This window comes from Flavobacterium qiangtangense (assembly GCF_042658345.1).
Lineage (GTDB): Bacteria > Bacteroidota > Bacteroidia > Flavobacteriales > Flavobacteriaceae > Flavobacterium > Flavobacterium qiangtangense.
In genome coordinates, this window is record NZ_JBHSQB010000009.1 from 149,714 (window position 1) to 173,159 (window position 23,446).

The following is a 23,446-nucleotide window of genomic DNA, read 5'->3' on the forward strand; positions in this document are numbered from 1 at the left end:
AAAGTATGAATATCATAGAATTATTCGAAAAATTAAATCTCGAAAAAACAGCTGACCACCAATTTTCGGCTGATGAAGTAATCAAAATTGAAAAAAGAATCAATGTTGAAAAGAAACTGAATCCGGAAATTGATAACAATGTGGCTTCCAATTTGGTTCTCGCCTTAAAAAATTATCCAGAAGAATTTAATTTTTTGGCTAATGATTTCCTGCTTTATAATTTTTTTGCGAATACAAGATATCGACGCGATGATTTTTGGCCAAAAAATATTGAACCAGAAAGAATTCGAGATTTTATTTCTCGATTTTTAGAAGAAGAATTGACGCTTTATTTTGACAAGAAAATGTCTCAAAATGCTTTTGACGATATGGATTATCTGCTGAAAACCAAGGATTATTTTCCGGATGACGTGTTGTATAAAATTGAAAAAAAGATTCACGGAAAGCTTGACTTTACGCTAAATAAATTGGCAGTTTCTGAAGTAAGCGATTTAGATTCAGTATTTTTTTTGAAGCAAAAAAGTTTTTATGATTTGCTTTCCAAGTTTAGTTCTCCAGAAATGGATGAGCGCGTTTCATTGCTGATTAACAGTATTGTAGAAATTTATAACGCTACAAAAAAGTCGGGTTTTGGAGAATCTGCAATGCTTTCTATTTCAAATTATGACGCTTTTGATTCAGATTTGAATGATTTGCTTGCGAAAAATAGAGAAGCAGTTCGCTCAAATATTGACAATACGAGCTCAGGAAGTTCGGGAATTTCTGGAAGAACGATCTTTTTTATTATTCTAGTTGTTTTGAAATTGATTTGGGCAATGAGCAAATGTTCGTCCAATGATTCGAATACGATTTACCAAAATAGTTATGATAATGGAATTTACAATTACGGAGTAAGTCCGTTGCCTAATTATGGATCACAAAGTTCTTATGTTGACAGTGTTTTTGATGCGGAAAGAGAGAGAATAACGAGTTTTAAATATTATTTGGTAACCAAAATTCCAGAGCAATCTGCAAAAGAAAATTTTAAAAAAGGAAATTTTAAAACAGGTGACAATCCGTTTACAAATGTATTTGGAACAGCAAAAACATCCGATTTCGAAAGTAAAGAAATAGTTTTCAAAAACAATACGAAATTTGATGTAGTAGTTTTAGAAAATGCTGTGAAATATACGACTTCCGGAAGAAAAAATAATTTTGCGTCAAGAGCTTATTTTATCAAATCAAAAGAATCACTTCCAATTAAAATTGATGAAAAGGAAGAAAAAGTTTTCAATTTTTATGCTGGAAATACGCTTTCGTCATTTGGTTCAGATGCTGAATTTCAGATTTTTGATGCAATGAGCGAATACCGTTTTCAAAGCTTGCCTGAAAATGCAACAGAAATAATAACAGAAGATTATTTCTTTTCAAATGATGTGGAATTGAAGCAGGAAGGAAAGAAAATTAAAGTCGTTTCAAAGGAAATGTCGTTAAGAGAAGAACCTGTTGAATATGTCAAGACAATGTCAGCGGAATAATCAAAAAAGCCATAAGTTTAGTTCTTATGGCTTTTTAATTTTATGGTTTTCGGCTAGTTAATAACCTAATTTTTGTCTTACTCTTTGCAAAACTTCGTTCGCTTTTTCACTTGCTTTTGCCGCACCTTGAAGCAATAATTTGTCAACTTCTGGTTTGTTGTTCATATAGTAAGTGTATCTTTCTCTTTCCACTTTGAATTTTTCTAAAATCAATTCAAAAAGTGCTTGCTTGGCGTGTCCCCAACCAAAATCTCTGTTGACATTTTTATATTTTTCGGTCATTTCTGCCAATTGACTTTCTGTTGCAAGCAATTTATAGATGGCAAAAATCTTGCAAGTTTCGGTGTCTTTTGGATCTTCCAATGGGGTGCTGTCGGTTTCAATTGACATGACTTGTTTGCGGAGAGCCTTGTCATCTAAGAAAATATTGATGATATTATTGGCTGATTTGCTCATTTTTCCGCCGTTTGTTCCAGGAACATATTTAGTGTCTTCTTGCGTATAAGATTCTGGCAAAACAAACGTTTCTCCCAATTGGTTGTTGAATCTTGCGGCGACATCGCGCGTGATTTCTATATGTTGTAATTGGTCTTTCCCAACCGGAACAAATTCGGCATCATACAAAAGAATATCGGCCGCCATTAACATCGGATAGGTAAATAATCCGGCGTTTACGTCAGAAAGTCTGTCAGATTTGTCTTTAAATGAATGCGCCAAAGTCAATCTTTGAAATGGAAAAAAACAGCTCAAATACCAAGATAATTCTGTAGTTTGAGGAACATCTGATTGGCGATAAAAAACTACTTTTTCAACATCAAGTCCGCAGGCAAGCCAAGTAGAAGCCGTGCTGTACGTGTTTTCACGCAAAGTTTCTCCGTCTTTGATTTGCGTAATCGAGTGCAAATCAGCGATAAAAAGATACGACTGGTTTTCGGGCTTGTTTGATAATTCAATAGCTGGAAAAATCGCACCGAGAAGGTTTCCCAAGTGTGGCGTTCCTGTGCTTTGAATTCCTGTTAAGATTTTTGACATTTTATTTTTTTTGTTTTAACGCAAAGATTTATTTGACAAAGTTTGGAAAGTTTATTTTGATGGCAAAGTTTTTTGTTGTTTTATTTTTATGGTTTGCAGCTTTTTTAAAAGCAAAGTTTGGAAGGTTTTCGCAAAGTTTCGCGAAGGTTTTAAATAGAAGAATTTTTAAAGTTTTCGTAAAGTTTTTTCACAAGTTATTTGCAACCCTTCTGATTCCGTTTTTTAAGAGGATTTCATTAAAGTTTATTAGCAAACCAAGTTTATAATTTCCTAATCTTAAGTAAGTGAGTGTTTGTGCAAGATGAACAGTATTCAAGGATTCGACACTTTTGATTTCAATAATCAATTTCTTTTCAACTAATAAATCAACGCGATATCCACAATCTAATTTTACATCTTCAAAAATCAAAGGCATTGCTTTTTCTTTTTCTACAAATAGTCCAGATTTGTTGATTTTATAAAACAAACATTCTTTGTAGGCACTTTCTAAAAGTCCGGGCCCAAGCTTTTTGTGTATTTCAATGGCTAAGCCAATTATCTTATTGGAGATTTCATTTTCAGTCATAAAAAATTCTATATGGCGTTACTAATTAAATCAAATATAGTTGTTTCTACTAACTAGAAACTTTCTTCTTTGCGAAACTTTGCGAAAACCTTCCGAACTTTGCGTTTAAAAACTAAAAAACTTTACATTTGGAAAACAAATTTAAAAATCCAAGTTTCATCTCTCGGAAGTTTATACATTCAAATCTTTATGCGGTTTCTTAAAATTATTTTTTGGGTTCTTTGGCGAATTTGGTTCTATTTTTTAATGGGACTTCCTATAATTCTGATGCTTCCGTTTTTAGTAATTTCCATCTTGAAAGAAAAATGGTATCCTTACTTTTTTGTGATGGCTAGAATTTGGGCAAAAGTGATTCTCTTTGGGATGGGATTTTATTACAAAGTGGAACGCGAACAAGAATTGGAACAAGGAAAAAGTTATATGTTGGTTTCAAATCACACGTCAATGACTGATATTATGCTGATGTTGGCTTTGGTTAGAAATCCGTTTGTTTTTGTGGGAAAAAAAGAACTGGCGAAGATTCCGCTATTCGGATTTTTCTATAAAAGGACGTGTATTTTGGTGGACAGAAAAAGTTCAAAAAGCCGAATGGAAGTTTTTGACAGAGCCCAAAAAAGATTGTCTCAAGGTTTAAGTATTTGTATTTTTCCAGAAGGTGGCGTTCCTGATGACGAATCGGTATTGTTAGATGAATTTAAAGACGGTGCTTTTCGTTTGGCTTTAGAACATCAAATTCCGATTGTGCCGATAACTTTTGCAGATAATAAAAAGCGATTTTCCTATACATTTTTAAGCGGAAGTCCGGGTTTAATGCGAGCTAAAGTGCATCATTTTGTGGATACAACGGGAAAAAGTGTAGCAGACAAAAAAGATATAAAAGAAGTGAGAGAACAAGTGAAAGCAATTATTTTTGATCAATTGCTGAAGTTTAATAATAAAAAAAGCGCCTAACCAGGGCGCTTTTTTCTTGTCATTAACGTATAATAATGACGTACTTAACTAATTTTAAAACTATAAAAACCAACTAAATCTTTAAAAACTAAAACTCAAACCAGAATAAATTCCGATGAAATAAGGCTTGAAACCGCCGTCATTTCCGCTGAATGTATTCAATTGGTACTTGAATTTTGGTTCTATATTTGCTTGGAACGATTTCCAAAAATTGTACTTAAATCCCAATCCGATATTTGACGTGAACGAAACATCGTTTAAATTTTCGGCTCTTCCGGCAGAAGTTACAAGCTCACCAGAAACGACGGAAAGATTATTTTCATTTAAAAACATCGTGCTCATTCCTCCAATCAATTCGATCCCAAATTTTCTGTCTAAAAGTTTGTATGAAAGCTCCACAGGAACTTCAATGTAACCCATCGTTTGGTTTAAATAACCTTGATTTTTCCCCGGAACATTGTCAAATGAAAGAACATTTGCAGCAGAGTTATCTTCAATTATAATTTGGCTTCCTTTTGCTTGAAAAGAATTTGAATTTCGGGCTTCATCACCAGGCAATCCAGCATAATAAACGATATTATTTGTGTTGTAACCCAAACTCAATTTATTGACACCGCTTCTGACCGACCATTTGTTTGAAAGTGCATAATTGACGCCAACGCCATAACTCATGTTTTTTTCGAAATTTTTAGAATTATCGCTAAGTTCTTGCGAAATCGGTGAACCGTTGGAAGCAGAGCTAAAATAAATAGGAGCTACGTTTGACGTAATTTGCCACCTATTTACTTTAGTTTCTGTCACCAATTCTTTCTCTTTTTCTTGTTGTTTAAGCAATTCTTCCAGCGCATTCGGGACAACAGTAGCAACAGCTGTTGAATCCTTTTTTTGTTCCTCGATTGGTTTTGTTTCAAAAGCAATCTGGTTATTTGAGTCTTTTTTCAGAATAGTTTTATTTTCAGAAGCCGAAGTTTTTTCCTGAATATTATTTTGATTTCCTGAAGTTTTATTGGTGTTTTCTTGATTGGCTAGAGCGTCATTTTTAGATTTTAAATCTTCAGAAATTGAAGTTTTGGTATTTTTATTCGAGGATTTATTTGTTCCTAAATTTGCAATGGCGTTATTTTCAGAATTTGTTTTTAGCGTTTTATTTTTGGTAATTGTTTTATTGTTAGCGCTTGCAACAGCATTAGATTTGTTAGTAATAGTTGCTTTGGTTTTATAATAATTTTCTTTTTTGGAAGAATTAATCATGGAATTTTCCTGATCGGCAACTGCATTATTTTTTGATCTATTTTTTTCTTGAGAAGAATTAGCGTTTAATTTTTGGTTTGAATCTAAATTATTTTTTCCAATTATTTCTTCCGATGAAATTGTATTTCCTGTTGCATTATTTTCAGCTTCAGAATTTCCGGCGTCGGTAACAACTTGATTACTTCGCACCGGATTTTTTGTCGGAAGCATATCTTTTCCGGTATTATTTGCATCGATATTTTCTTGATTTACAACACTATTATCTGGATTTGTGTTTGGCGAATCATTTAAAATTCCATAACCAATGAGCGCTCCAACAAGCAATAACGCCGCCACACCCGAAAGTCGAAACCAAATTGGGACAACTCTGCGTTTTTTCTTTTTGTGAAGTTCTTCTTCAATATTATCCCAAACTTTCTGCGACGGAATCGCTTCAAAGTCTTTAAACTTTTCTTGAAAAAGTCTTTCTATATTTTTTTTCTCACTCATTTTGCTACTGTATAGTTTCCGTTTCCGGTTTGAGCTTCTATTTTTTCCTTTAAAATCATCTTTGCTCTGGCAAGATTTGATTTTGTGGTTCCGGTTGTAATCTCCAGCATTTCTGCAATTTCTTTGTGAGAATAACCGTCCATTACATATAAATTGAAAACAAGTCGGTATCTGTCTGGCAATTCTTGGATGATTTTCATCAAAAATTCAAGCGAAATGTTTTCATCATCAATTTCAATTTCTTCTTCATCGGGAATATTGTCATTGATGATTTCAAAGACGGTATTTCCGCGATATTTTTGCAATACGTTGTTGACCATCACCCGTTTTGCCCAGCCTTCAAAAGATCCTTTAAAATTAAATTGCCCGATTTTCCTAAATATAATAAGAAATCCGTCCTGAAGATTATCTTCGGCTTCGGCATAATTTCGCGAATACTTTAAGCACACTGCGAACAATTTTGGCGAAAGCAACTTATATAATTGTTCTTGAGCTTTAGTATCGTTATGACTGCAATCATGTATGAGCTGATCTAAACTCAAAATATCTATCTGGTATAAGTTAAATTTTATTGAATAACGGGAATTTCATACTCTGCAAAAATATTTTGGCCTGTCGCGTCTTCGCCTTGGTAAAATTTAAAAATATAAGAATCTGGATTTGAAACGTAAAAATTAAAAGTTGCTGTTGCTACTTCTTCTTCTAAGATTTCGCAATTTGGCTCATCAAAAACAGCCATTTGAACGGCCACGGTTCTAATATTCGCATTTTTTTCATAATAAAAGCCGTCATAAAAATGGCAAGTCGATGGTCTTTTATAATATACTTTTATTTGTTTTGTTTCTCCTAAAACGAAATATTGCGGTACTTCTACCGAATCAATTGCAACTAGCTGAAACTGATAGTTTGACGTTGTATCGTCGCTCACATCACATGAAGAAAATGTAAAAAGAAAAGCGATGAATAAGATAAAAAGGGTAACAAATTTTTTCATTGGTATTTTAATATTTTAAGCTTTATTGAGTAGATGCAAAAAGAATTTATTGGTTGCGTCAAGATATAAAAAAACCCGAAAATAATTTCGGGTTCTTTTTATTAAGCGTTTTGCTCTTTTATCAAAGCTTTGATTTTTTGTTCTAATTCATCAGCCATTTCTGGATTGTCTTTGATCAATGACTTAACAGCGTCTCGGCCTTGGCCTAATTTTGTCTCGCCATAACTGAACCAAGATCCTGATTTTTTAACCACTTCAAATTCTACAGCCAAATCCAGAATTTCTCCCGTTTTTGAAACTCCTTCACCATACATGATGTCAAATTCTGCTGTTTTAAAAGGCGGCGCCACTTTATTTTTGACAACTTTTACTTTCGTTCTGTTACCAATTACGTTTTCACCATCTTTAATTTGAGTTGATCTTCTGATATCCAAACGAACCGAAGCATAAAACTTTAAGGCGTTACCACCAGTCGTTGTTTCTGGATTTCCAAACATCACCCCAATTTTTTCACGAAGCTGGTTGATGAAGAAAACAGTACAATTTGTTTTGCTGATTGTTCCTGTCAATTTTCTCAAAGCTTGCGACATCAAACGTGCGTGAAGACCCATTTTTGAATCTCCCATTTCGCCTTCGATCTCACTTTTTGGAGTCAAAGCCGCAACAGAGTCAATAACCACAATATCAATTGCACCTGAACGAATCAAGTTTTCTGCAATTTCCAATGCTTGTTCTCCATTATCTGGTTGTGAAATGATCAAATTTTCTACATCCACGTTTAATTTCTCAGCATAACCTCTATCAAAAGCGTGTTCTGCATCGATAAAAGCAGCGATTCCTCCCGCTTTTTGAGCTTCGGCAATTGCGTGTAATGTAAGAGTAGTTTTACCTGAAGATTCTGGGCCATAGATTTCGATGATTCTTCCCTTTGGGTAACCATTCACCCCAAGAGCTAAATCTAATCCTAAAGAACCCGAAGAAATTGATTCAACTTCTTCTACAGCTCTGTCTCCCAGCTTCATTACGGTACCTTTTCCGTATGTTTTATCTAATTTTTCAAGCGTTAATTGAAGCGCTTTTAATTTAGCATCTTTCTCTGAACTCATTTTTTCTTTCATTATAAATTGGCACTTATTTTTGGTAAAAATAGTTCTTTTTTTTCATCTTCCAACAGCAATTTTTAGCCAAAAAAAATCGTAAATTACTTTTAAAATTAACAAAAATATAATTCTTACTTTTGCACAGAATTTTATGATTATGGAAAAGCTTATTTCATACCCCATTTCAGTGGTATATTATCTGGTTTTTGGATTTTTTCTTGCCTTTTTTCATCCGATACAATGGATTTGTTTTAACCTTTTTGGATATCAAGCGCACAAAAAAAGTGTCGATTATCTGAATTTCTTTTTGTTAAGAACAACTCATTTGCTTGGAACTACCTATAAAGTAGAAGGAAGAGAATTGATTCCAAAAGACGTTCCTGTGATTTTCGTGGCCAATCACCAAAGCATGTATGACATCGTGGCAATCATTTGGTTTTTCAGAAAAGCGCATCCAAAATTTGTCAGCAAAAAAGAATTAGGAAGCGGGATTCCAAGTGTTTCATACAATTTAAGACACGGAGGTTCCGTTTTAATTGATAGAAAAGATCCAAAACAAGCGGTGCCAACAATCAAGGGTTTGGCAGAATATATTGAAAAGCACAAGCGTTCGGCAGTAATTTTTCCGGAAGGAACGCGAAGCAAAAATGGTTATCCAAAAGAATTTGCCCAAACCGGTTTAAAAATATTATGTAAGAATGCTCCGTCAGCGATGGTTGTGCCTGTGAGTATCAACAATTCTTGGAAAATTGTTAAATATGGCTTTTTCCCTGCAGGTTTAGGAAATCATCTTACCTTTACCGTTCATAAGCCGATTTCAGTGGCGCAAGTTCCTTTTGACGAATTGATGAAAGAGACCGAAAAAGCTGTAGTTGAAGGAATAAAAAATTAAAAAATATGTCTATAAAAAACATGCGTCTAGAAGTAATGCAGTTTCTAGAGAAAAACATTGACACGTTTGTTGACCAGTATTTAATCCCGGTGGAAAAAATCTGGCAACCAACTGATCTTTTGCCTGATTCTCAAAATGAAACTTTCTTTGAAGACGTAAAAGAATTAAGAGAAATCGCAAAAGAATTGCCTTATGATTTCTGGGTAACTTTGGTTGGAGATACCATTACAGAAGAAGCTTTGCCAACATACGAATCTTGGTTGATGGATGTGGAAGGCGTGAACCAGACAGATAATATTGGGAACGGTTGGTCAAAATGGATCAGAAGTTGGACGGGCGAAGAAAATCGCCACGGAGATGTTTTGAACAAATATCTTTACCTTTCTGGGCGCGTGAATATGCGTGAAATCGAGATGACGACACAGCATTTGATTAGCGACGGTTTTGACATTGGAACAGGAAGAGATCCTTATAAAAACTTTGTTTACACAAGTTTTCAAGAATTGGCAACTTATGTTTCGCACAATCGTGTAGCCCAAATTGCGAAAAAACACGGCGATAATAAATTGTCAAAAATGTGTAAGTTGATTGCTGGAGACGAAATGCGCCACCACCACGCTTACTCAGAATTTGTGAATAGAATTTTTCAAGTAGATCCAAGTGAGATGATGCTTGCTTTTCAATATATGATGAAGCAAAAAATCGTAATGCCAGCACAATTCTTGAGAGAATCTGGAGAAAAAATCAGCACGGCGTTTGAATTATTTTCTGATTCGGCACAAAGAATTGGAGTTTATACAGCGCACGATTATGTTGATATTATGCAGAAATTAATTGACAAATGGGAAATCTCAAAAATCAGCGGATTGACAGATGAAGCTGAAAAAGCAAGAGATTATCTTATGAAATTGCCAGCGAGAATGGCTAGAATTTCAGAAAGAATTGTCATTCCATCAGAATCGCATATTTTTAAATGGGTCGAGCCTGCAACTTTGAAATAAATAAAATAACTTAAATCCTTTCTTTACCGAAAGGATTTTTTTCTTCCTAATTATGAATACAGCTTTAATAGAAAATACCATTTCCTTCGTAAAAAAAGAACTTCAAAATGCCGAAGGAGGACACGATTGGTTCCACATCGAAAGAGTTTATAAAAACGCCTTGAATATTTCTAAAGAAGAAAACTGCGATGAAACCATCGTCGCACTCGGTGCATTATTACACGATATTGCTGACAGTAAATTTCATAATGGCGATGAAACGGTCGGGCCAAGAGTTGCCCGAGAATTTCTAGAAAGTGAAGATGTTTCCGAAGAAATTATCGTTCAAGTTATAAATATTATTGAAAATATTTCTTTCAAAGGAGGAAATTTTGAACGTAAATTTTCATCTATAGAATTAGATATTGTGCAAGATGCCGACCGTTTAGATGCCATTGGAGCCATTGGAATCGCAAGGTGTTTCAATTATGGCGGATTTAAAAACAGACCGTTGTACAATCCAGAAATTGAAGTGAATATGAATATGTCAAAAGAAGAATATAAAAATTCAGTTTCGCCAACAATCAATCATTTCTATGAAAAACTACTGTTGCTAAAAGACAAAATGAATACCAAATCTGGAAAGAAAATCGCCGAAGAAAGACATAATTATATGGAAGGTTTTTTGGAGCAGTTTTTTGCAGAATGTGAAGGAAAAAGGTAATAAAAAAAGCCAGAATATTATTTTCTGGCTTTTTCGTTTCTATTATTTTCCAGTGAAAACCGGCTTTCTTTTTTCTAAAAATGCCCCAGTTCCTTCTTTAAAATCTTCAGTTCCAAAAGCTTCTCCAAAGTTTTTGATTTCAACGGCATAACCGTCAACGCCATCTTTGAAATTTGCATTAATCGCTTCAATTGCTTTTCCAATGGCCACAGGTGAATTTCGCATAATTTTTTGAGCGATGCTGTTTGCTAATTCTAATAATTCCGCTTGCGGCACTACGTGATTTACCAATCCAGAAGCTTTTGCTTCTTCAGCAGTTAACATTCCGGCGGTCATGATTAATTCCATTGCTTTTCCTTTTCCAACCAATTGCGGTAATCTTTGTGTGCCACCATAACCTGGAATTACGCCAAGCGAAACTTCTGGCAAGCCCATTTTTGCATTATCCGAAGCAATTCTAAAATGACACGCCATCGCCAATTCTAAGCCGCCGCCTAAAGCAAAACCATTCACGGCCGCAATTACCGGAGTTTTTAAATTTTCTACAAAATCAAATAATGAAGATTGTCCTTTTGCTGCCAATTCAGCTCCTTCAGAAACAGAGAAATTTGCAAATTCAGAAATATCCGCGCCAGCGACAAAAGCTTTGTTTTCGCTTCCTGTCAAGATAATTACTCTTACTTTTTCATCATTTTCTAAAGCTTCAAAAGCGTCATGAAGTTCAGCAATTGTTGCTTTGTTCAGAGCATTTAGTTTGGTCGGTCTGTTGATTGTAACGGTTGCAATTCCGTTTTCAGAAGTTGCCAAAATATTTTCGTAGTTCATATTTGTATGTTTTTATTTTTTTAAAATCCTGTCATCGCGACGAAGGAAGTGATCTTATAATCAAATTCGCAATTGTGATGTGATTGCTTCGTGCCTCGCAATGAAGTGATTACATCCTTATAATAGGAAGAAATACGCAAAAAACCGTCCCTTTTCCGGGAGCCGTTTCAAAAGTAATCGTTCCATTATAATTTTCAATAATATTTTTGATGATTCCCAAACCTAATCCCATTCCCGAATTTTTAGTCGTAAATTTTGGTTCAAAAATGTGGTTGAGGTTGTCGCCTTCAATTCCGGTTCCGTTATCCTGAACGCTGATCTGCACTTGATTTTCTTCCTCTTTTACTGAAACAACTACCGATTTTTCCTCTTGATTTTCAGGAATTGCTTGAATCGCATTTTTAACCAAGTTCGTTACCACGCGAATCAATTGCGTTCGGTCCATAATCGTGATAATTTCTTTGGCTTCGCTTTTAAATTCGATATAATCTTCGTTGAAAATATCCAAAGTAAGATGAACAACATCAACCACATTCAGCGTTTCATTCTGTTGTGCTGGCATCGAAGCAAAGTTCGAAAAAGCCGAAGCCACAGAACTCATCGTGTCAATTTGCTGAATCAAAGTGTTCGAATAATCCGTCATTTTTTGCTTCACGTCTGGATCATTTGGGTCAAATTTTCGCTGAAAACTCTGAACCGTCAAACGCATTGGCGTCAACGGATTTTTGATTTCGTGCGCCACTTGTTTCGCCATCTCGCGCCACGCTTGTTCTCGTTCGCTTTGCGCTAATTTTGACGCACTTTCTTCCAATTCTTCCACCATCGAATTATAGGCGTGAACCAGCAATGCAATTTCTTTACTGCTGTCTTCGAGCTCAATTTTCTCGTTCTTTTGATTGAATCGGGTTTCGGTGATTTTATCGGTGATTGACTTCAGAAATTTGGTGATATAACTTGATAAAAAGTAAGCCAAGACAAAGGCCACAATCAACATTATCGAATAAACTTGTCCCAAACTAATCAAGAAATTTCGCAATTCCTTTTCATAAAATCCATCATCTGGAATGTAGGGAAGATTCAAAATTCCCAATGGTTTGAACTTGGTGTCCTTGATTTGTGCATAGGAAGAACGAAACTTATTTCCGTCGATACTTTGCACATCCACATATCTTTTGTCCATTGAAGATTGGACTAATTTCAAGATATAATCCGGAATCGGAGGCAAAATTGTGTCAACGGTAAACGACGCTTTTGATGATTTCAGAAGTTTTCCGTCTAAGCTATAAATGTTGATGGCCAAACTATGAATATCGGCCAATTTATAAATTTCGTCCTTAAAAATTAAAGGCAAATTTTCAGAAGTCAGCGGATAAGTTGTGGTGCTTAAAATGTAATTAATGTGCTCTTTTACGGCAGTTTCCCTACGTTCCAAACGTTCTTCGTGGTATTCTTTTGCCGCAGTTTTAAATTGATAAATCGACAGTGACGCCATCAAAATTGAGGATATCAAGGTCAAGAAAATCATCGAAAGGAAGATTCTGACGCGAAGTGAAAGTCGTTTTATTTTGATTGGTTGCAGCATTAATTCTGGTTTCTTTCCCGAATTCTTTTATAAAATTTAAAGCCCAACATGATGATTACAGAGAAAAGAATGATTCCGATGACTCCAAAAATCCAGTTGACGGCGTTCTTCAAAATTACCAAAAAAACTACAGCAAAAAGAATAATTGTAGCACCTTCGTTCCAAAGACGCATAAAATTTGAAGTATGTTTGACTTCGTCGTTTTGCAATTGCTTAAAAATCTGATGGCATTTTAAATGGTACAAATACAAAGCAAAAACAAAGCCAAGCTTAACGTGCATCCAAGATTGCTGTAACCAAAAATTGCCTTGTGGAGTGAAAAATAACATCCAAAAAGCAAAAATACTCGCCAAAATCGCTGACGGCCAAGTGATGATATACCAAAGTCGGTACGTCATTATTTTATATTGCGCTTGCAAAATTTCTTTTTCAGGAGAAGGTTTTTGAGAAGCTTCAATTTGATAGACAAACAATCTTACGATGTAAAATAATCCTGCAAACCAAGTGATTACGAAAATCAAATGGAGCGATTTTAAATATTCATAATAATTTTCCATCCGTATTTTCAATTAGGTTTTCGTTCATTTCTTTCTTCAAATAAATCGCGGTAATTATAGTAGATAAAACATCAGCAATCGGAAAAGCAACCCAAACTCCGAAGATTCCGAAGAATTTTGGCAAAATTAAAACCAGCGGAATCAAGAAAAATCCTTGTTTGGTCAACGTCAATAACAATGCTTTTTTTGCTTTTCCGGCGGCTTGAAAATAAGCAGCGCCAATTAACTGAATTGCGATAATCGGCGAAGCGGCAAAAACCCAACGCAACGCATTTGGTGTTTCGTTTATGACTAATTCATCGGTTGTAAAAACGGCAACAATCGGTTTGGCAAAGAATAAAATTACGACAAAAATCAAAGTGGCTAAAAGTGCCGAATATTTGATAGAAACCGAAATCGTTTCTTTTACGCGATGATAATTTTTTGCTCCGTAATTAAATCCAGCAATCGGTAAAAATGCTTGTGTAATTCCAAGAACCGGAAACAGCGCAAACATCAACATTCGGCTGATAATTCCATAAACTGTGACAGAATGTTCGCCACCATACGTATATAAAGTGTGGTTCAAAATGATTGCCAAGATACTCACAACGCCTTGTCTAGAGAACGTTACAAAACTCAACGATGTAATTTCTCTGACAATTTTTTTGTGGAATTTAAAATGGTGCCATTGCAATTTTAATTCGGTTCTATAAATGAAAAACCAAAGCACAAAAAGGAAACAGCAAGTATAAGAAATCGAAGTTGCCAAAGCTGCGCCAAAGATTCCCAAATCCATAAATTTGATAAAAACGACGTCTAAAATTACATTGACAATCGCCGGAATAATCATCGAAATCATTGCAAAAGAAGGTTTTCCTTCGGCCCGAATTACGTTATTTCCCATCATGCAAAGTGCCAAAAACGGAACTCCGAGTAAAACCGGGAAGAAAAATTCTTTGGCTGGAGCCAAAATATTTCCGTTCGCTCCAAAAACAAGAAGCATTTCGTTACTGAAAAATAATCCGAGAATTACAAAAATGGAAGCTAATCCAAAAGTCATCATGATTTGGTTGGCAAAAACCTGATCGGCTTTTTCTTTATCGCCCGAACCTAAAGCTCGCGACAAAACAGAACCGCCACCTACACCAATTGCCATTCCCAAAGAAGAAATTAAAAACGTAATCGGCAAGACCACCGAAACCGCCGCAATGGCCAGCGAGCCAACCCATTGCCCAACGAAAATCGTGTCTACCAAAATATTTACCGACATAAACAAAATCCCAACTGACGATGGAATAGCTTGTTTAATCAGTAATTTTTTGATGTCTTTTGTTCCTAATTCTTCCGATGAAACTGCCATTTTATACTGCTAAAGTTTCGGCGAAAGCCCATTCTTCAATCCAATTTGTAACGGTTTGAATCCAAGCATCATCATCATTTAAACACGGAATTGTCAAAAATTCTTCGCCTCCGTTTGATTCAAAATCTTCTTTGGCACGCATTGCAATTTCTTCCAAAGTTTCTAAACAATCGGTAACAAAAGCTGGCGTTACCACAGCAATTTTCTTGATTCCTCTTGACGGCATTTTGTCGATTTCAATATCTGTATAAGGATCGAGCCACTTGTCGCCCGCCAATCTCGATTGAAAAGTAAGGCAATATTTATCCTTCGGAATTTGCAATTGCTCGACAACCAAACGCGTCGTTTCATAACATTGATGGCGGTAGCAAAAAGCGTGTGCCGCAGAAGGTGTCGAACAGCAAGAACCGTCGATTTTGCAGTGCGATTTGGTCACATCTGTTTTTCTGATATGGCGCTCTGGAATTCCGTGATACGAAAAAACCAATTGGTCATAATCATAACCTTCCAAATGTTTTTGCATTAAATCAGATAGATTTTTAATGTAATCTGGCTTGTTGTAAAACGCAGGAACATCAGTAAATTTCATATGTGGAAACTTCTTCTTTCTGATTTCTTCGGCCAAAACCAAAATCGTCAGTGTCGAAGCCATCGCATATTGCGGATACAAAGGAAAAAGTAAAACCTCAGTCACGCCTTGATCGTGCAGTTCTTGAAACCCTTTTTCAATCGTCATTTCGCCATAACGCATCGCCAAAGCAACCGGAATTTCGGTTTTCGCTTTCACTTTTTTGTGCATTCTTTCAGAAAGAACGATTAAAGGCGAACCTTCTTCCCACCAAATTTTTTTATAAGCGTGTGCCGATTCTTCGGGACGTTTTCTCAAGATAATTCCGCGAACCAATAATGCTCTCAATAAATAAGGAACGTCAATCACATATTTATCCATTAAAAATTCGTCCAGATAAGGTTTAACGTCTTTAGGTTCAGGACTTTTTGGAGAACCAAGATTTACTAATAATACGCCTTTCATTATGTTTTGTTTTTATATTTTATAATAACCCTGCTAGGGTTTCAAACCCCAGGATTAAATTATATTAAGCATTCACTGTTATCGACATCAAATATTTCTTCGGAGTTGTTCCAAATTTCTTCTTGAACGCCGCAATAAAATGACTCGCCGTGCTGTATCCGATTTTCAAGCCAACTTCGTTTACATTATAAGAACCGCTGTCTAATAATTTTCGGGCGAATTCCATTTTGTAATCAAACAAAAAGCTGTAAACGCTGTCGCCATAAATCTGCTTGAAACCCATTTTTAATCTTTTCAGATTGATTCCGACTTGATCGGCCAATTCTTGCAATCCTGGCGGTTCGGCCATATTGGCGATGACAATTTCCTTAGCTTTTTTAATTTTTAAGACATTATCTTCATCAACCAAAAACGGACATTGTTCCACATTTGCGTCTTCGCTTCGGTTGAAATACAAGCTCAATAATTCATAAGCTTTTCCTTTAAAATAAAGATTTTTTATCGAAGGATGAAGATTAAAATTGAATAATTGGTTCAAAACAATTGACATTGACGGACTAATCGGTTCGTCTTTATAATATTTTTTGTCTTTGTTTTCTTCGCTCAAAAACGGAATATAGTCGGCTTCGGAAGAAAATAATCCGTGGAATTTTTTGATAGAAATTAATACCGAAATCGCCCAAGAATGAGGCGCAATTTCCAGATGAACCGGAAGCTCTTTTTGCGGATTATACAAGAACAAAGAAAGGTCTTCTTTCAAGTCCAGCGCGTATCTTCCTTGGTTGAAAATAAACTTGGCTCGGCCTTTAATTCCAAAGTGAAACTGAATGAGGTCTACATTTACTTCACGCTCAAAATGCGAAGTTTCATCACTGTCATTTTGAAATCGAAGAATGATAAAATCATCCTCAATTTTGATTTCTTCGCGTGAACTCATAGCGGTATTTTTTTTCTTGAAATTTTCAAAATTTGAAATCTTTTTATTTAGAATGGTTCTAAACTAAAAACGTGCTAGATGCTGATATGACTGCAAAAATAGGACTTTTCTAATTTATAATAGCCAAAATTATCAAAATATCTCATAGCGACATAAATAGTACTTTGAGCGTTACTTTTATAAAAACGATAACCATAATTTTGTAGGGTTCGAATGAAATTCCGTTTTGTACGAATTTTATTTCTGAACAAAAGATACTTAAAGTAGGACTATGAACAACAATAACTTGTCAAAGCATCAAACCTTCTATGCCGTAGGATTGAGTTACAAAAAGGCTGATGCGGAGACTCGAGGGAAATTCAGTTTAGGAAATGAAGCCAAATCTATCGTTTTGCAACAGGCAAAATCGGAGGGAATTGGCAGTCTGATTGTGATTTCCACGTGCAACAGAACCGAAATTTATGGTTTTGCGGAACATCCATTTCAATTAATAAAATTACTTTGCGACAACAGTTTGGGAAGCGTTGAAGAATTCCAAAAGGTTGGTTTCGTGCATAAAAACCAGGAAGCAATCAAGCATATTTTTAGAGTTGGTTGCGGTTTAGACAGCCAGATTTTGGGCGATTTTGAAATTATTGGCCAAATAAAATCAAGCTTTAACGAAGCAAAAAAATACGATTTAGCCAATGCTTTTATGGAACGTTTGGTGAATTCTGTGATTCAAGCGAGCAAGAGAATCAAAAATGAGACAGAAATCAGTTCAGGCGCGACTTCGGTTTCGTTTGCGTCGGTTCAATATATAATGAATAACGTTCCGGATATCAGCAATAAGAATATTTTGCTTTTCGGAACTGGAAAAATCGGGAGAAATACATGTGAAAATTTGGTAAAACATACTAAAAACGACCACATTATTTTAATTAATAGAACAAAAGATAAAGCGGAAAAAGTTGCAGGAAAATTTAATTTGATTGTAAAAGATTACGACGTTTTGCCTTTGGAAATTCCAAAAGCAGACGTTTTGGTTGTGGCAACAGGAGCGCAAATTCCAACAATCGACGAAGATATCCTGCAATTGAATAAACCGCTTTTGATTTTAGATTTGTCAATGCCAAAAAATGTACACGATAATGTGAAAAATATTCCTGGCGTGACAGTTGTCCACTTAGATGATTTGTCGAAAATTACGGATGTGACGCTGGAAAATAGAAAGAAACACATTCCGCAAGCGGAGATTATCATCGAAGAAATAATGGAAGAATTTTCTACGTGGTTAAACGGAAGAAAATTTGCCCCGACAATTCACGCTTTGAAAGCAAAATTAAACTCGATTAAAGACGGAGAATTAAATTTCCAACGTAAAAAATTGAGTAATTTTGACGAAGAACAAGCCGAATTAATCAGCAAAAGAATCATTCAGAAAATCACAAATCATTTTGCCAATCACTTGAAAGACAGCGATACAATGGTGGATGAAAGCATCGAATGGATTGAAAAAGTGTTTCAAATCGAAGCAAGTAAAGTAGCGAAATAAAAGTTTGACCGCAGATTCACAGATTTTTTATTTTCTGAACTTGCAAAAAAACTTAATTTACTTAATATCTTAATGGTCCATAAGAAAACCAAATTTTCAAATTACTACCTTTAAGAAATAAATAAAATTGTGGTAAACAAAGTTATAAAAATAGGCACCCGCGACAGCCAATTAGCGCTGTGGCAAGCACATACGGTTGAAAAAAAACTAAATGATTTAGGTTATAAAACAGAAATCGTTGCCGTGAAATCCACTGGCGATGTGATTTTGGACATTCCTTTATATGAATTTGGAATTACCGGAATTTTCACCAAAACCCTTGATATCGCAATGATTAAAGGCGAAGTGGATATTGCCGTTCACTCGTTGAAAGACGTTCCGACTTCGTTACCAAAGGGAATTGTGCAAACTGCAGTTTTGAAAAGAGCCAATCACCAAGATATTTTAGTTCACAAAGGGAACCTTGATTTTTTACATTCAAAAGGAACGATTGCCACCGGAAGTTTGCGTCGTCAAGCCCAATGGTTGAACCGTTTCCCGAATCATAAAGTCGAAGATTTGCGTGGAAACGTGAATACGAGATTGCAAAAATTGAAAGACAACGATTGGAACGGAGCTGTTTTTGCAAAGGCAGGTTTGGAAAGAATCGAAATTTTACCCGAAAACCACATCGTTTTAGATTGGATGATTCCCGCGCCAGCACAAGGTGCGATGGTGATTGTGGCAATGGAAAAAGATGATTTTTGCAAAGAAGCGACTTCGAAATTAAATCATTTTGAAAGTGAAATCTGCACGACAATCGAACGCCAGTTTTTAAAAACTCTCGAAGGCGGATGTACCGCGCCAATCGGAGCTTTCGCAGAAGTAATTGATGAAAATATCAGATTTCAAGGCGTTTTATTTTCATTAGACGGAAAAGAAAAAATCGAGATTGAAAAAGTTGTAGAAATTACGCATTATAATAATTTCGGGCAAGAATCAGCACTTGAAATCCTTGAAAACGGAGGACGAGAATTGATGGAAATCATAAAAAGAGATTTGAAAAAATAATCTCAAAAACTAGGCAGAATGCAGGAATCTATCCGAATTTTATCTACCAAAAAACTATTGCCAAACCAAAAGCAGTTTTTGCTAAATGCCAATTTTTCGGTCATCGAAGCTGATTTTATTGAAATAAAACACAAGGAATTCCGAATAAATAAAAATTCATCGAACTTATTATTTACAAGCCAAAACGCCGTAAAAAGTTTCCTTGAAAATGAAAAAGCAAATGATTTTAAAGACAATAAAATTTTCTGCGTAGGCTTAAAAACAAAAGCCTTATTAGAAAAAAACGGATTTAAAGTTGTGGCTTCAAAAGAATATGCTTCTGAATTGGCTGAAATAATTGTCAATGATTTTTCCAAAGAAAGTTTCACATTTTTCAGCGGAAATTTAAGAAGAGAAACGTTGCCAGAAGCTTTTAAAAAAGCCAATATTTTCTTTGAAGAAATTGAAGTTTATGAAACGATTTTGGCTCCGAAAAAGATAAATTCTGAAGTAAATGCGGTTTTTTTTTTCAGTCCGTCTGGTGTTGAAAGTTATTTAAAAGAGAATAAAATTGGAGATAAAAAATGTTTTTGCATCGGCACAACGACCGCAGAAGCATTGAAAGAAATTACAAAGAATGTAGTAATTGCGAATCAGCAAACCGTTGAAAATGTGATTATCCAAGCGATAAATTATTATAGCAATATGCTTTAGGCAGAAAGCCATAAGCAAAATTTAAGACAAACAATTTGGCCTAGAGCTTACAGCTTAAAGCCTAAAGCCCAAAACAATGATAAAAAACGACCTTTTCTTAAGAGCATTAAACAAAGAAACCGTTGAACGTCCGCCAGTTTGGATGATGCGTCAAGCCGGAAGATATCTTCCAGAATTCATCGCTTTGCGCGACAAATATGACTTTTTCACACGTTGTCAAACGCCAGAATTGGCTGCCGAAATTACGGTGCAACCAATCAGGAGAATCGCTCCAGATGCGGCAATTTTATTCTCGGATATTTTGGTCGTTCCGCAAGCAATGGGAATCGAAGTTTTGATGAAAGAAAGCGTTGGTCCGTTTTTGCCAAATCCAATCAGAACGGTTCAAGATGTTGAAAGAGTGATAGTTCCAAATATTCACGAAACTTTGGGTTATGTGATGGACGCGATTAAATTGACCAAAGAAATGCTGAACGATGAGGTTCCGTTGATCGGTTTCGCGGGCTCTCCATGGACGATTTTCTGTTATGCAGTGGAAGGAAAAGGCTCAAAAAGCTTTGATATGGCTAAAGGATTTTGCTTCACACATCCAGAAGCCGCGCACGTTTTATTGCAAAAAATCACCGACACGACGATTGCTTATTTGAAAGAAAAAGTAAAAGCAGGCGTAAATGCAGTACAGATTTTTGATTCTTGGGGAGGAATGCTTTCGCCAGTCGATTATCAAGAATTCTCTTGGAAATACATCAACCAAATCGTGGAAGCTTTGGCCGAAGAAACAAAAGTAATCGTTTTTGGAAAAGGCTGTTGGTTTGCTTTGGGAGAAATGGGAAAAAGCAAGGCTTCGGCTTTGGGAGTGGATTGGACTTGCTCGCCAAGAAACGCGAGATATTTGTCAGGAGGCGATATTACTTTGCAAGGAAATTTTGATCCGTCAAGATTACTTTCGCCAATTCCAACGATTAAAAAGATGGTCGACGAAATGATTAATGAATTTGGAAAAGACAAATTTATTGCGAATTTGGGCCACGGAATTTTACCAAATATTCCTGTGGATCATGCCAAAGCGTTTGTTGATGCGGTTAAGGAATACCGTCAGTAAACAGTTTGCAGATTTCAGTAATCAGTTTCTAAAATCCTGCAAGGTTTTCAAAACCTTGTAGGTGTAAAAAAATAAAAAATGCTTACAAAAGGATTACGCGACGAAGAAAACGAAAGAATCAATAATGTCTTGAAACAGTTGATTTCATTGACATATATTCCTGAAGATTGGAATTTAAATGATTTAGATAATCAGTTGAAGTACTTGGCGTTGACGATGGATGACGTTTTAAAATTTTCTTCGGAAGAAATGATTCAGCATTTAGAAAAGTTGCATTTTGATTGGGCAAATGCCGAATTATTTGCTGATTTTTTGATTCAGATTTCAAATAATTACGAAGAAGAAAAGGCACAATTAAGATTAAAAGCGATTGCAGTTTATGAATATGTGCAAAGAGAAAGCAAGACATTTTCGTTTGATATTTTTAATAAAATTTCTGGCGCAAAAGCATAGATAAATGAAAAATAAATTTTACCAATACATACAAAACCTCCAAGATCAAATCGTTGCTGGACTTGAAAAAGTCGATGGTCAAGCCAAATTCAAAGAAGATATTTGGGAACGTCCAGAAGGCGGCGGCGGCAGAACGCGCGTAATTGAAAACGGGCAAGTTTTTGAAAAAGGTGGCGTCAATATTTCAGGCGTTCACGGACCTTTGCCAAAAGCGATGCAGGCGTATTTTAATGTAGGCGATGTCGATTTTTTCGCCTGCGGATTGAGCTTGGTATTGCACCCAAAGAATCCGATGGTCCCAACGGTTCACGCCAATTGGCGCTATTTTGAAATGTATGATAAAGAAGGAAATGTGGTAAATCAATGGTTTGGCGGAGGCCAAGATTTGACGCCTTATTATTTGTTTGAAGAAGATGCAGAACATTTTCATCAGAATTGTAAAACGGCTTGTGAAAAACATAATTCTGAATTTTATCCAAAGTTTAAAAAGCAATGCGATGAGTATTTTTGGAATACGCATAGAAACGAAGCGCGCGGAATTGGCGGTTTATTTTTTGACCATTGCAAGGCATCCGAAGATTTTTCATTAGAAAACTGGTATGATTTTGTGACCGAAGTTGGGAACAGTTTCTTAGAAGCTTATGTTCCAATTGTTGAAACAAGAAAAGATTTAGAGTATTCTCCAGAAAATAAAAATTGGCAGGAAATTCGTCGTGGGCGATATGTGGAATTTAATTTGGTTCATGACAAAGGAACGCTCTTCGGATTAAAAACCAACGGACGAATTGAAAGCATTTTGATGAGTTTGCCACCCCATGTTCAGTGGGTTTACGACCATCATCCGGAAGCGGGAAGCGAAGAAGAAAAGTTAATTCAAGTATTAGAAAACCCAATAAATTGGCTCTAAAACATTGCATCGGATTTTTTTTTAGCGGAATTCTGGGCTGTTTTGCTCAAGAAGATTCTCTTCGTGTTCGCTATTTTAAAAAATTCGATGACAATATTTCAACAAAACTTTCGATAAATTCTACTTCAAACAGTTTTGTTCTGAACGATGTAGTAAATAATAGGAGGTATGATATCGTGCCAAATGACCGTGAGCGAATTGATCTTTCTTTAGGTTATCGGGCAATTGCTGTCAGCTTTGGTTTTGCTCCAGATTTTTTGGCTACGAACAAAGATAATAGCGATTCAAAATTGTTCAATTTGAATTTTAGAGCTTTCCATAATCAATGGACCCAAAGTTTTGATTTGTACAGCCAAAGCGGTTTTTATCTAAAAACAGGAGATGTTTCGGTGGTGCTTCCGGATATGAAAACGTTTAAAATTGGCGGCCAAACTTCATACGTTTTGAACAAAAATTTTTCGTTTCGAGCGATGGCCGCGCAAAGCGAATGGCAGCAAAAAAGTGCGGGAAGTTTGATTCCAACATTGTCCTTGTATTACACGAAGTTTCGATTTAAGATTGAAGATTTTGACGAAACGGCTCATATTTACACTGCAGCAATTTCGCCGGCTTATTATTACAATTTCGTTATCCGAAAAAACTTTTATATTTCTTTAGGAACCGCACCTGGAATTGGGATGGAATATGTAGATTCTGATATTTCGGCTTTGTACCAAATTGAATTCAACGTTGCTTTGGGCTATGCTTCTGACACTTTTTTTGCCGGAATTAATTCGAATGTAAAATCTTTTACGAGCAATACCGGTTCAGATGTGCAATGGGGCGATGCCGTTGCGAGAGGTGAAATTTACGTAGGATATCGCTTCAAGCCGCCAAAAAAACTAACAGAAATTTCTGAAAAAATAAACGAAAAATTACCTTTCAAAAAATAAAAAA

Annotated in this window: 24 protein-coding genes; 12 read left to right on the forward strand and 12 right to left on the reverse strand. The window is 35.6% G+C overall.

Annotation, left to right across the window (positions count from 1 at the left end; all coding sequences use genetic code 11):
• Positions 1 to 5: 5 nt before the first annotated feature.
• Positions 6 to 1,517, forward strand: a complete 1,512-nt coding sequence (locus ACFPVY_RS12485; RefSeq protein ID WP_379792422.1) for a hypothetical protein — start codon at positions 6 to 8, stop codon at positions 1,515 to 1,517.
• A 57-nt stretch (positions 1,518 to 1,574) separates the two neighbouring features.
• Here the strand turns inward: ACFPVY_RS12485 and trpS are convergent, their stop codons facing one another.
• Together trpS and ACFPVY_RS12495 are read right to left on the reverse strand one after the other, a co-directional pair.
• Positions 1,575 to 2,549, reverse strand: a complete 975-nt coding sequence (gene trpS / locus ACFPVY_RS12490; RefSeq protein ID WP_379792424.1) for a tryptophan--tRNA ligase — start codon at positions 2,547 to 2,549, stop codon at positions 1,575 to 1,577.
• Positions 2,550 to 2,736: 187 nt separating this feature from the next.
• A complete protein-coding gene (locus ACFPVY_RS12495) occupies positions 2,737 to 3,114 on the reverse strand; it encodes a GxxExxY protein (RefSeq protein ID WP_379792425.1) in 378 nt (125 codons plus the stop codon).
• Between the two features lie 189 nt (positions 3,115 to 3,303).
• On the opposite strand from ACFPVY_RS12495, the gene ACFPVY_RS12500 reads away from it, so the two are divergent.
• Positions 3,304 to 4,065: a lysophospholipid acyltransferase family protein gene (locus tag ACFPVY_RS12500; protein ID WP_379792426.1), complete on the forward strand. Its 762-nt coding sequence runs from the start codon at positions 3,304 to 3,306 to the stop codon at positions 4,063 to 4,065.
• A gap of 81 nt (positions 4,066 to 4,146) precedes the next feature.
• On the opposite strand, the gene ACFPVY_RS12505 is transcribed toward ACFPVY_RS12500, so the two are convergent.
• From ACFPVY_RS12505 to recA, 4 genes are all read right to left on the reverse strand, one after another.
• The gene (locus tag ACFPVY_RS12505) at positions 4,147 to 5,805 is read right to left on the reverse strand and encodes a hypothetical protein (RefSeq protein WP_379792427.1); all 1,659 of its coding nucleotides are present in this window, start codon (positions 5,803 to 5,805) and stop codon (positions 4,147 to 4,149) included.
• Positions 5,802 to 6,347 carry an RNA polymerase sigma factor gene (locus ACFPVY_RS12510; RefSeq protein WP_379792428.1) on the reverse strand — a complete coding sequence of 182 codons (546 nt, stop codon included), beginning with the start codon at positions 6,345 to 6,347 and terminating at the stop codon, positions 5,802 to 5,804. Before ACFPVY_RS12510 ends, ACFPVY_RS12505 begins: the two co-directional genes overlap by 4 nt.
• 26 nt (positions 6,348 to 6,373) lie before the next feature.
• The gene (locus tag ACFPVY_RS12515; protein ID WP_379792429.1) at positions 6,374 to 6,799 is read right to left on the reverse strand and encodes a hypothetical protein; all 426 of its coding nucleotides are present in this window, start codon (positions 6,797 to 6,799) and stop codon (positions 6,374 to 6,376) included.
• A 101-nt stretch (positions 6,800 to 6,900) separates the two neighbouring features.
• Positions 6,901 to 7,905, reverse strand: a complete 1,005-nt coding sequence (gene recA, locus ACFPVY_RS12520; protein WP_379792430.1) for a recombinase RecA — start codon at positions 7,903 to 7,905, stop codon at positions 6,901 to 6,903.
• A gap of 151 nt (positions 7,906 to 8,056) precedes the next feature.
• On the opposite strand from recA, the gene ACFPVY_RS12525 reads away from it, so the two are divergent.
• Genes ACFPVY_RS12525 through ACFPVY_RS12535 form a run of 3 tightly spaced genes read left to right on the forward strand, consistent with a single transcriptional unit; the run spans position 8,057 to position 10,495 of the window.
• Positions 8,057 to 8,791 (forward strand): lysophospholipid acyltransferase family protein, encoded by a 735-nt coding sequence (locus ACFPVY_RS12525; protein WP_379792431.1) that lies wholly within the window; start codon positions 8,057 to 8,059, stop codon positions 8,789 to 8,791.
• Between the two features lie 5 nt (positions 8,792 to 8,796).
• Complete coding sequence (locus tag ACFPVY_RS12530; RefSeq protein ID WP_379792432.1) at positions 8,797 to 9,792, forward strand: acyl-ACP desaturase; 996 nt, start codon at positions 8,797 to 8,799, stop codon at positions 9,790 to 9,792.
• Between the two features lie 49 nt (positions 9,793 to 9,841).
• Positions 9,842 to 10,495 (forward strand): HD domain-containing protein, encoded by a 654-nt coding sequence (locus ACFPVY_RS12535; protein WP_379792705.1) that lies wholly within the window; start codon positions 9,842 to 9,844, stop codon positions 10,493 to 10,495.
• Between the two features lie 42 nt (positions 10,496 to 10,537).
• Here the strand turns inward: ACFPVY_RS12535 and ACFPVY_RS12540 are convergent, their stop codons facing one another.
• The 6 genes from ACFPVY_RS12540 to ACFPVY_RS12565 form a co-directional block, all read right to left on the reverse strand.
• Entirely contained in the window at positions 10,538 to 11,320 is a 783-nt protein-coding gene (locus ACFPVY_RS12540) for an enoyl-CoA hydratase/isomerase family protein (RefSeq protein WP_379792434.1), read from the reverse strand.
• Positions 11,321 to 11,429: 109 nt separating this feature from the next.
• Positions 11,430 to 12,845, reverse strand: coding sequence for a sensor histidine kinase (locus ACFPVY_RS12545; protein ID WP_379792706.1), 1,416 nt, complete (start codon positions 12,843 to 12,845; stop codon positions 11,430 to 11,432).
• Positions 12,846 to 12,901: 56 nt separating this feature from the next.
• Positions 12,902 to 13,459, reverse strand: coding sequence for a CopD family protein (locus ACFPVY_RS12550; RefSeq protein WP_379792435.1), 558 nt, complete (start codon positions 13,457 to 13,459; stop codon positions 12,902 to 12,904).
• Entirely contained in the window at positions 13,443 to 14,801 is a 1,359-nt protein-coding gene (locus ACFPVY_RS12555; protein ID WP_379792436.1) for an MATE family efflux transporter, read from the reverse strand. Before ACFPVY_RS12555 ends, ACFPVY_RS12550 begins: the two co-directional genes overlap by 17 nt.
• Before the next feature lies 1 nt (position 14,802).
• Positions 14,803 to 15,834 (reverse strand): ferrochelatase, encoded by a 1,032-nt coding sequence (gene hemH / locus ACFPVY_RS12560; RefSeq protein ID WP_379792437.1) that lies wholly within the window; start codon positions 15,832 to 15,834, stop codon positions 14,803 to 14,805.
• Positions 15,835 to 15,898: 64 nt separating this feature from the next.
• Positions 15,899 to 16,771 (reverse strand): AraC family transcriptional regulator, encoded by an 873-nt coding sequence (locus tag ACFPVY_RS12565; protein ID WP_379792438.1) that lies wholly within the window; start codon positions 16,769 to 16,771, stop codon positions 15,899 to 15,901.
• 271 nt (positions 16,772 to 17,042) lie between these two features.
• Between ACFPVY_RS12565 and hemA the strand changes: the two genes are divergently transcribed.
• The 7 genes from hemA (at position 17,043) to ACFPVY_RS12600 (ending at position 23,442) form a co-directional block, all read left to right on the forward strand.
• A complete protein-coding gene (gene hemA, locus ACFPVY_RS12570; RefSeq protein ID WP_379792439.1) occupies positions 17,043 to 18,305 on the forward strand; it encodes a glutamyl-tRNA reductase in 1,263 nt (420 codons plus the stop codon).
• Positions 18,306 to 18,434: 129 nt separating this feature from the next.
• Positions 18,435 to 19,355, forward strand: a complete 921-nt coding sequence (hemC, locus tag ACFPVY_RS12575) for a hydroxymethylbilane synthase (protein ID WP_379792440.1) — start codon at positions 18,435 to 18,437, stop codon at positions 19,353 to 19,355.
• 18 nt (positions 19,356 to 19,373) lie between these two features.
• Entirely contained in the window at positions 19,374 to 20,048 is a 675-nt protein-coding gene (locus ACFPVY_RS12580) for a uroporphyrinogen-III synthase (protein ID WP_379792441.1), read from the forward strand.
• A 76-nt stretch (positions 20,049 to 20,124) separates the two neighbouring features.
• Positions 20,125 to 21,150 carry a uroporphyrinogen decarboxylase gene (gene hemE / locus ACFPVY_RS12585; RefSeq protein WP_379792442.1) on the forward strand — a complete coding sequence of 342 codons (1,026 nt, stop codon included), beginning with the start codon at positions 20,125 to 20,127 and terminating at the stop codon, positions 21,148 to 21,150.
• 78 nt (positions 21,151 to 21,228) lie between these two features.
• Positions 21,229 to 21,603: a hypothetical protein gene (locus tag ACFPVY_RS12590; RefSeq protein ID WP_379792443.1), complete on the forward strand. Its 375-nt coding sequence runs from the start codon at positions 21,229 to 21,231 to the stop codon at positions 21,601 to 21,603.
• Between the two features lie 4 nt (positions 21,604 to 21,607).
• Positions 21,608 to 22,510, forward strand: coding sequence for an oxygen-dependent coproporphyrinogen oxidase (hemF, locus tag ACFPVY_RS12595; protein ID WP_379792444.1), 903 nt, complete (start codon positions 21,608 to 21,610; stop codon positions 22,508 to 22,510).
• Positions 22,501 to 23,442 (forward strand): DUF4421 family protein, encoded by a 942-nt coding sequence (locus tag ACFPVY_RS12600; RefSeq protein ID WP_379792445.1) that lies wholly within the window; start codon positions 22,501 to 22,503, stop codon positions 23,440 to 23,442. The genes hemF and ACFPVY_RS12600 overlap by 10 nt, the downstream gene beginning before the upstream one ends.
• Positions 23,443 to 23,446: the final 4 nt, after the last annotated feature.

Bases quoted from the DNA above. Each gene is read 5' to 3' on its own strand.
- ACFPVY_RS12495 (WP_379792425.1), bottom strand. From the start codon at position 3,114: ATGACTGAAAATGAAATCTCCAATAAGATAATTGGCTTAGCCATTGAA.
- ACFPVY_RS12545 (WP_379792706.1), bottom strand. From the start codon at position 12,845: ATGATTTTCTTGACCTTGATATCCTCAATTTTGATGGCGTCACTGTCG.
- hemE (WP_379792442.1), top strand. From the start codon at position 20,125: ATGATAAAAAACGACCTTTTCTTAAGAGCATTAAACAAAGAAACCGTT.
- ACFPVY_RS12505 (WP_379792427.1), bottom strand. From the start codon at position 5,805: ATGAGTGAGAAAAAAAATATAGAAAGACTTTTTCAAGAAAAGTTTAAA.
- ACFPVY_RS12530 (WP_379792432.1), top strand. From the start codon at position 8,797: ATGTCTATAAAAAACATGCGTCTAGAAGTAATGCAGTTTCTAGAGAAA.
- ACFPVY_RS12580 (WP_379792441.1), top strand. From the start codon at position 19,374: ATGCAGGAATCTATCCGAATTTTATCTACCAAAAAACTATTGCCAAAC.
- ACFPVY_RS12565 (WP_379792438.1), bottom strand. From the start codon at position 16,771: ATGAGTTCACGCGAAGAAATCAAAATTGAGGATGATTTTATCATTCTT.
- ACFPVY_RS12485 (WP_379792422.1), top strand. From the start codon at position 6: ATGAATATCATAGAATTATTCGAAAAATTAAATCTCGAAAAAACAGCT.
- recA (WP_379792430.1), bottom strand. From the start codon at position 7,905: ATGAGTTCAGAGAAAGATGCTAAATTAAAAGCGCTTCAATTAACGCTT.
- ACFPVY_RS12525 (WP_379792431.1), top strand. From the start codon at position 8,057: ATGGAAAAGCTTATTTCATACCCCATTTCAGTGGTATATTATCTGGTT.
- hemA (WP_379792439.1), top strand. From the start codon at position 17,043: ATGAACAACAATAACTTGTCAAAGCATCAAACCTTCTATGCCGTAGGA.
- ACFPVY_RS12550 (WP_379792435.1), bottom strand. From the start codon at position 13,459: ATGGAAAATTATTATGAATATTTAAAATCGCTCCATTTGATTTTCGTA.
- ACFPVY_RS12590 (WP_379792443.1), top strand. From the start codon at position 21,229: ATGCTTACAAAAGGATTACGCGACGAAGAAAACGAAAGAATCAATAAT.
- trpS (WP_379792424.1), bottom strand. From the start codon at position 2,549: ATGTCAAAAATCTTAACAGGAATTCAAAGCACAGGAACGCCACACTTG.
- ACFPVY_RS12500 (WP_379792426.1), top strand. From the start codon at position 3,304: ATGCGGTTTCTTAAAATTATTTTTTGGGTTCTTTGGCGAATTTGGTTC.
- ACFPVY_RS12540 (WP_379792434.1), bottom strand. From the start codon at position 11,320: ATGAACTACGAAAATATTTTGGCAACTTCTGAAAACGGAATTGCAACC.
- ACFPVY_RS12555 (WP_379792436.1), bottom strand. From the start codon at position 14,801: ATGGCAGTTTCATCGGAAGAATTAGGAACAAAAGACATCAAAAAATTA.
- hemF (WP_379792444.1), top strand. From the start codon at position 21,608: ATGAAAAATAAATTTTACCAATACATACAAAACCTCCAAGATCAAATC.
- ACFPVY_RS12515 (WP_379792429.1), bottom strand. From the start codon at position 6,799: ATGAAAAAATTTGTTACCCTTTTTATCTTATTCATCGCTTTTCTTTTT.
- hemH (WP_379792437.1), bottom strand. From the start codon at position 15,834: ATGAAAGGCGTATTATTAGTAAATCTTGGTTCTCCAAAAAGTCCTGAA.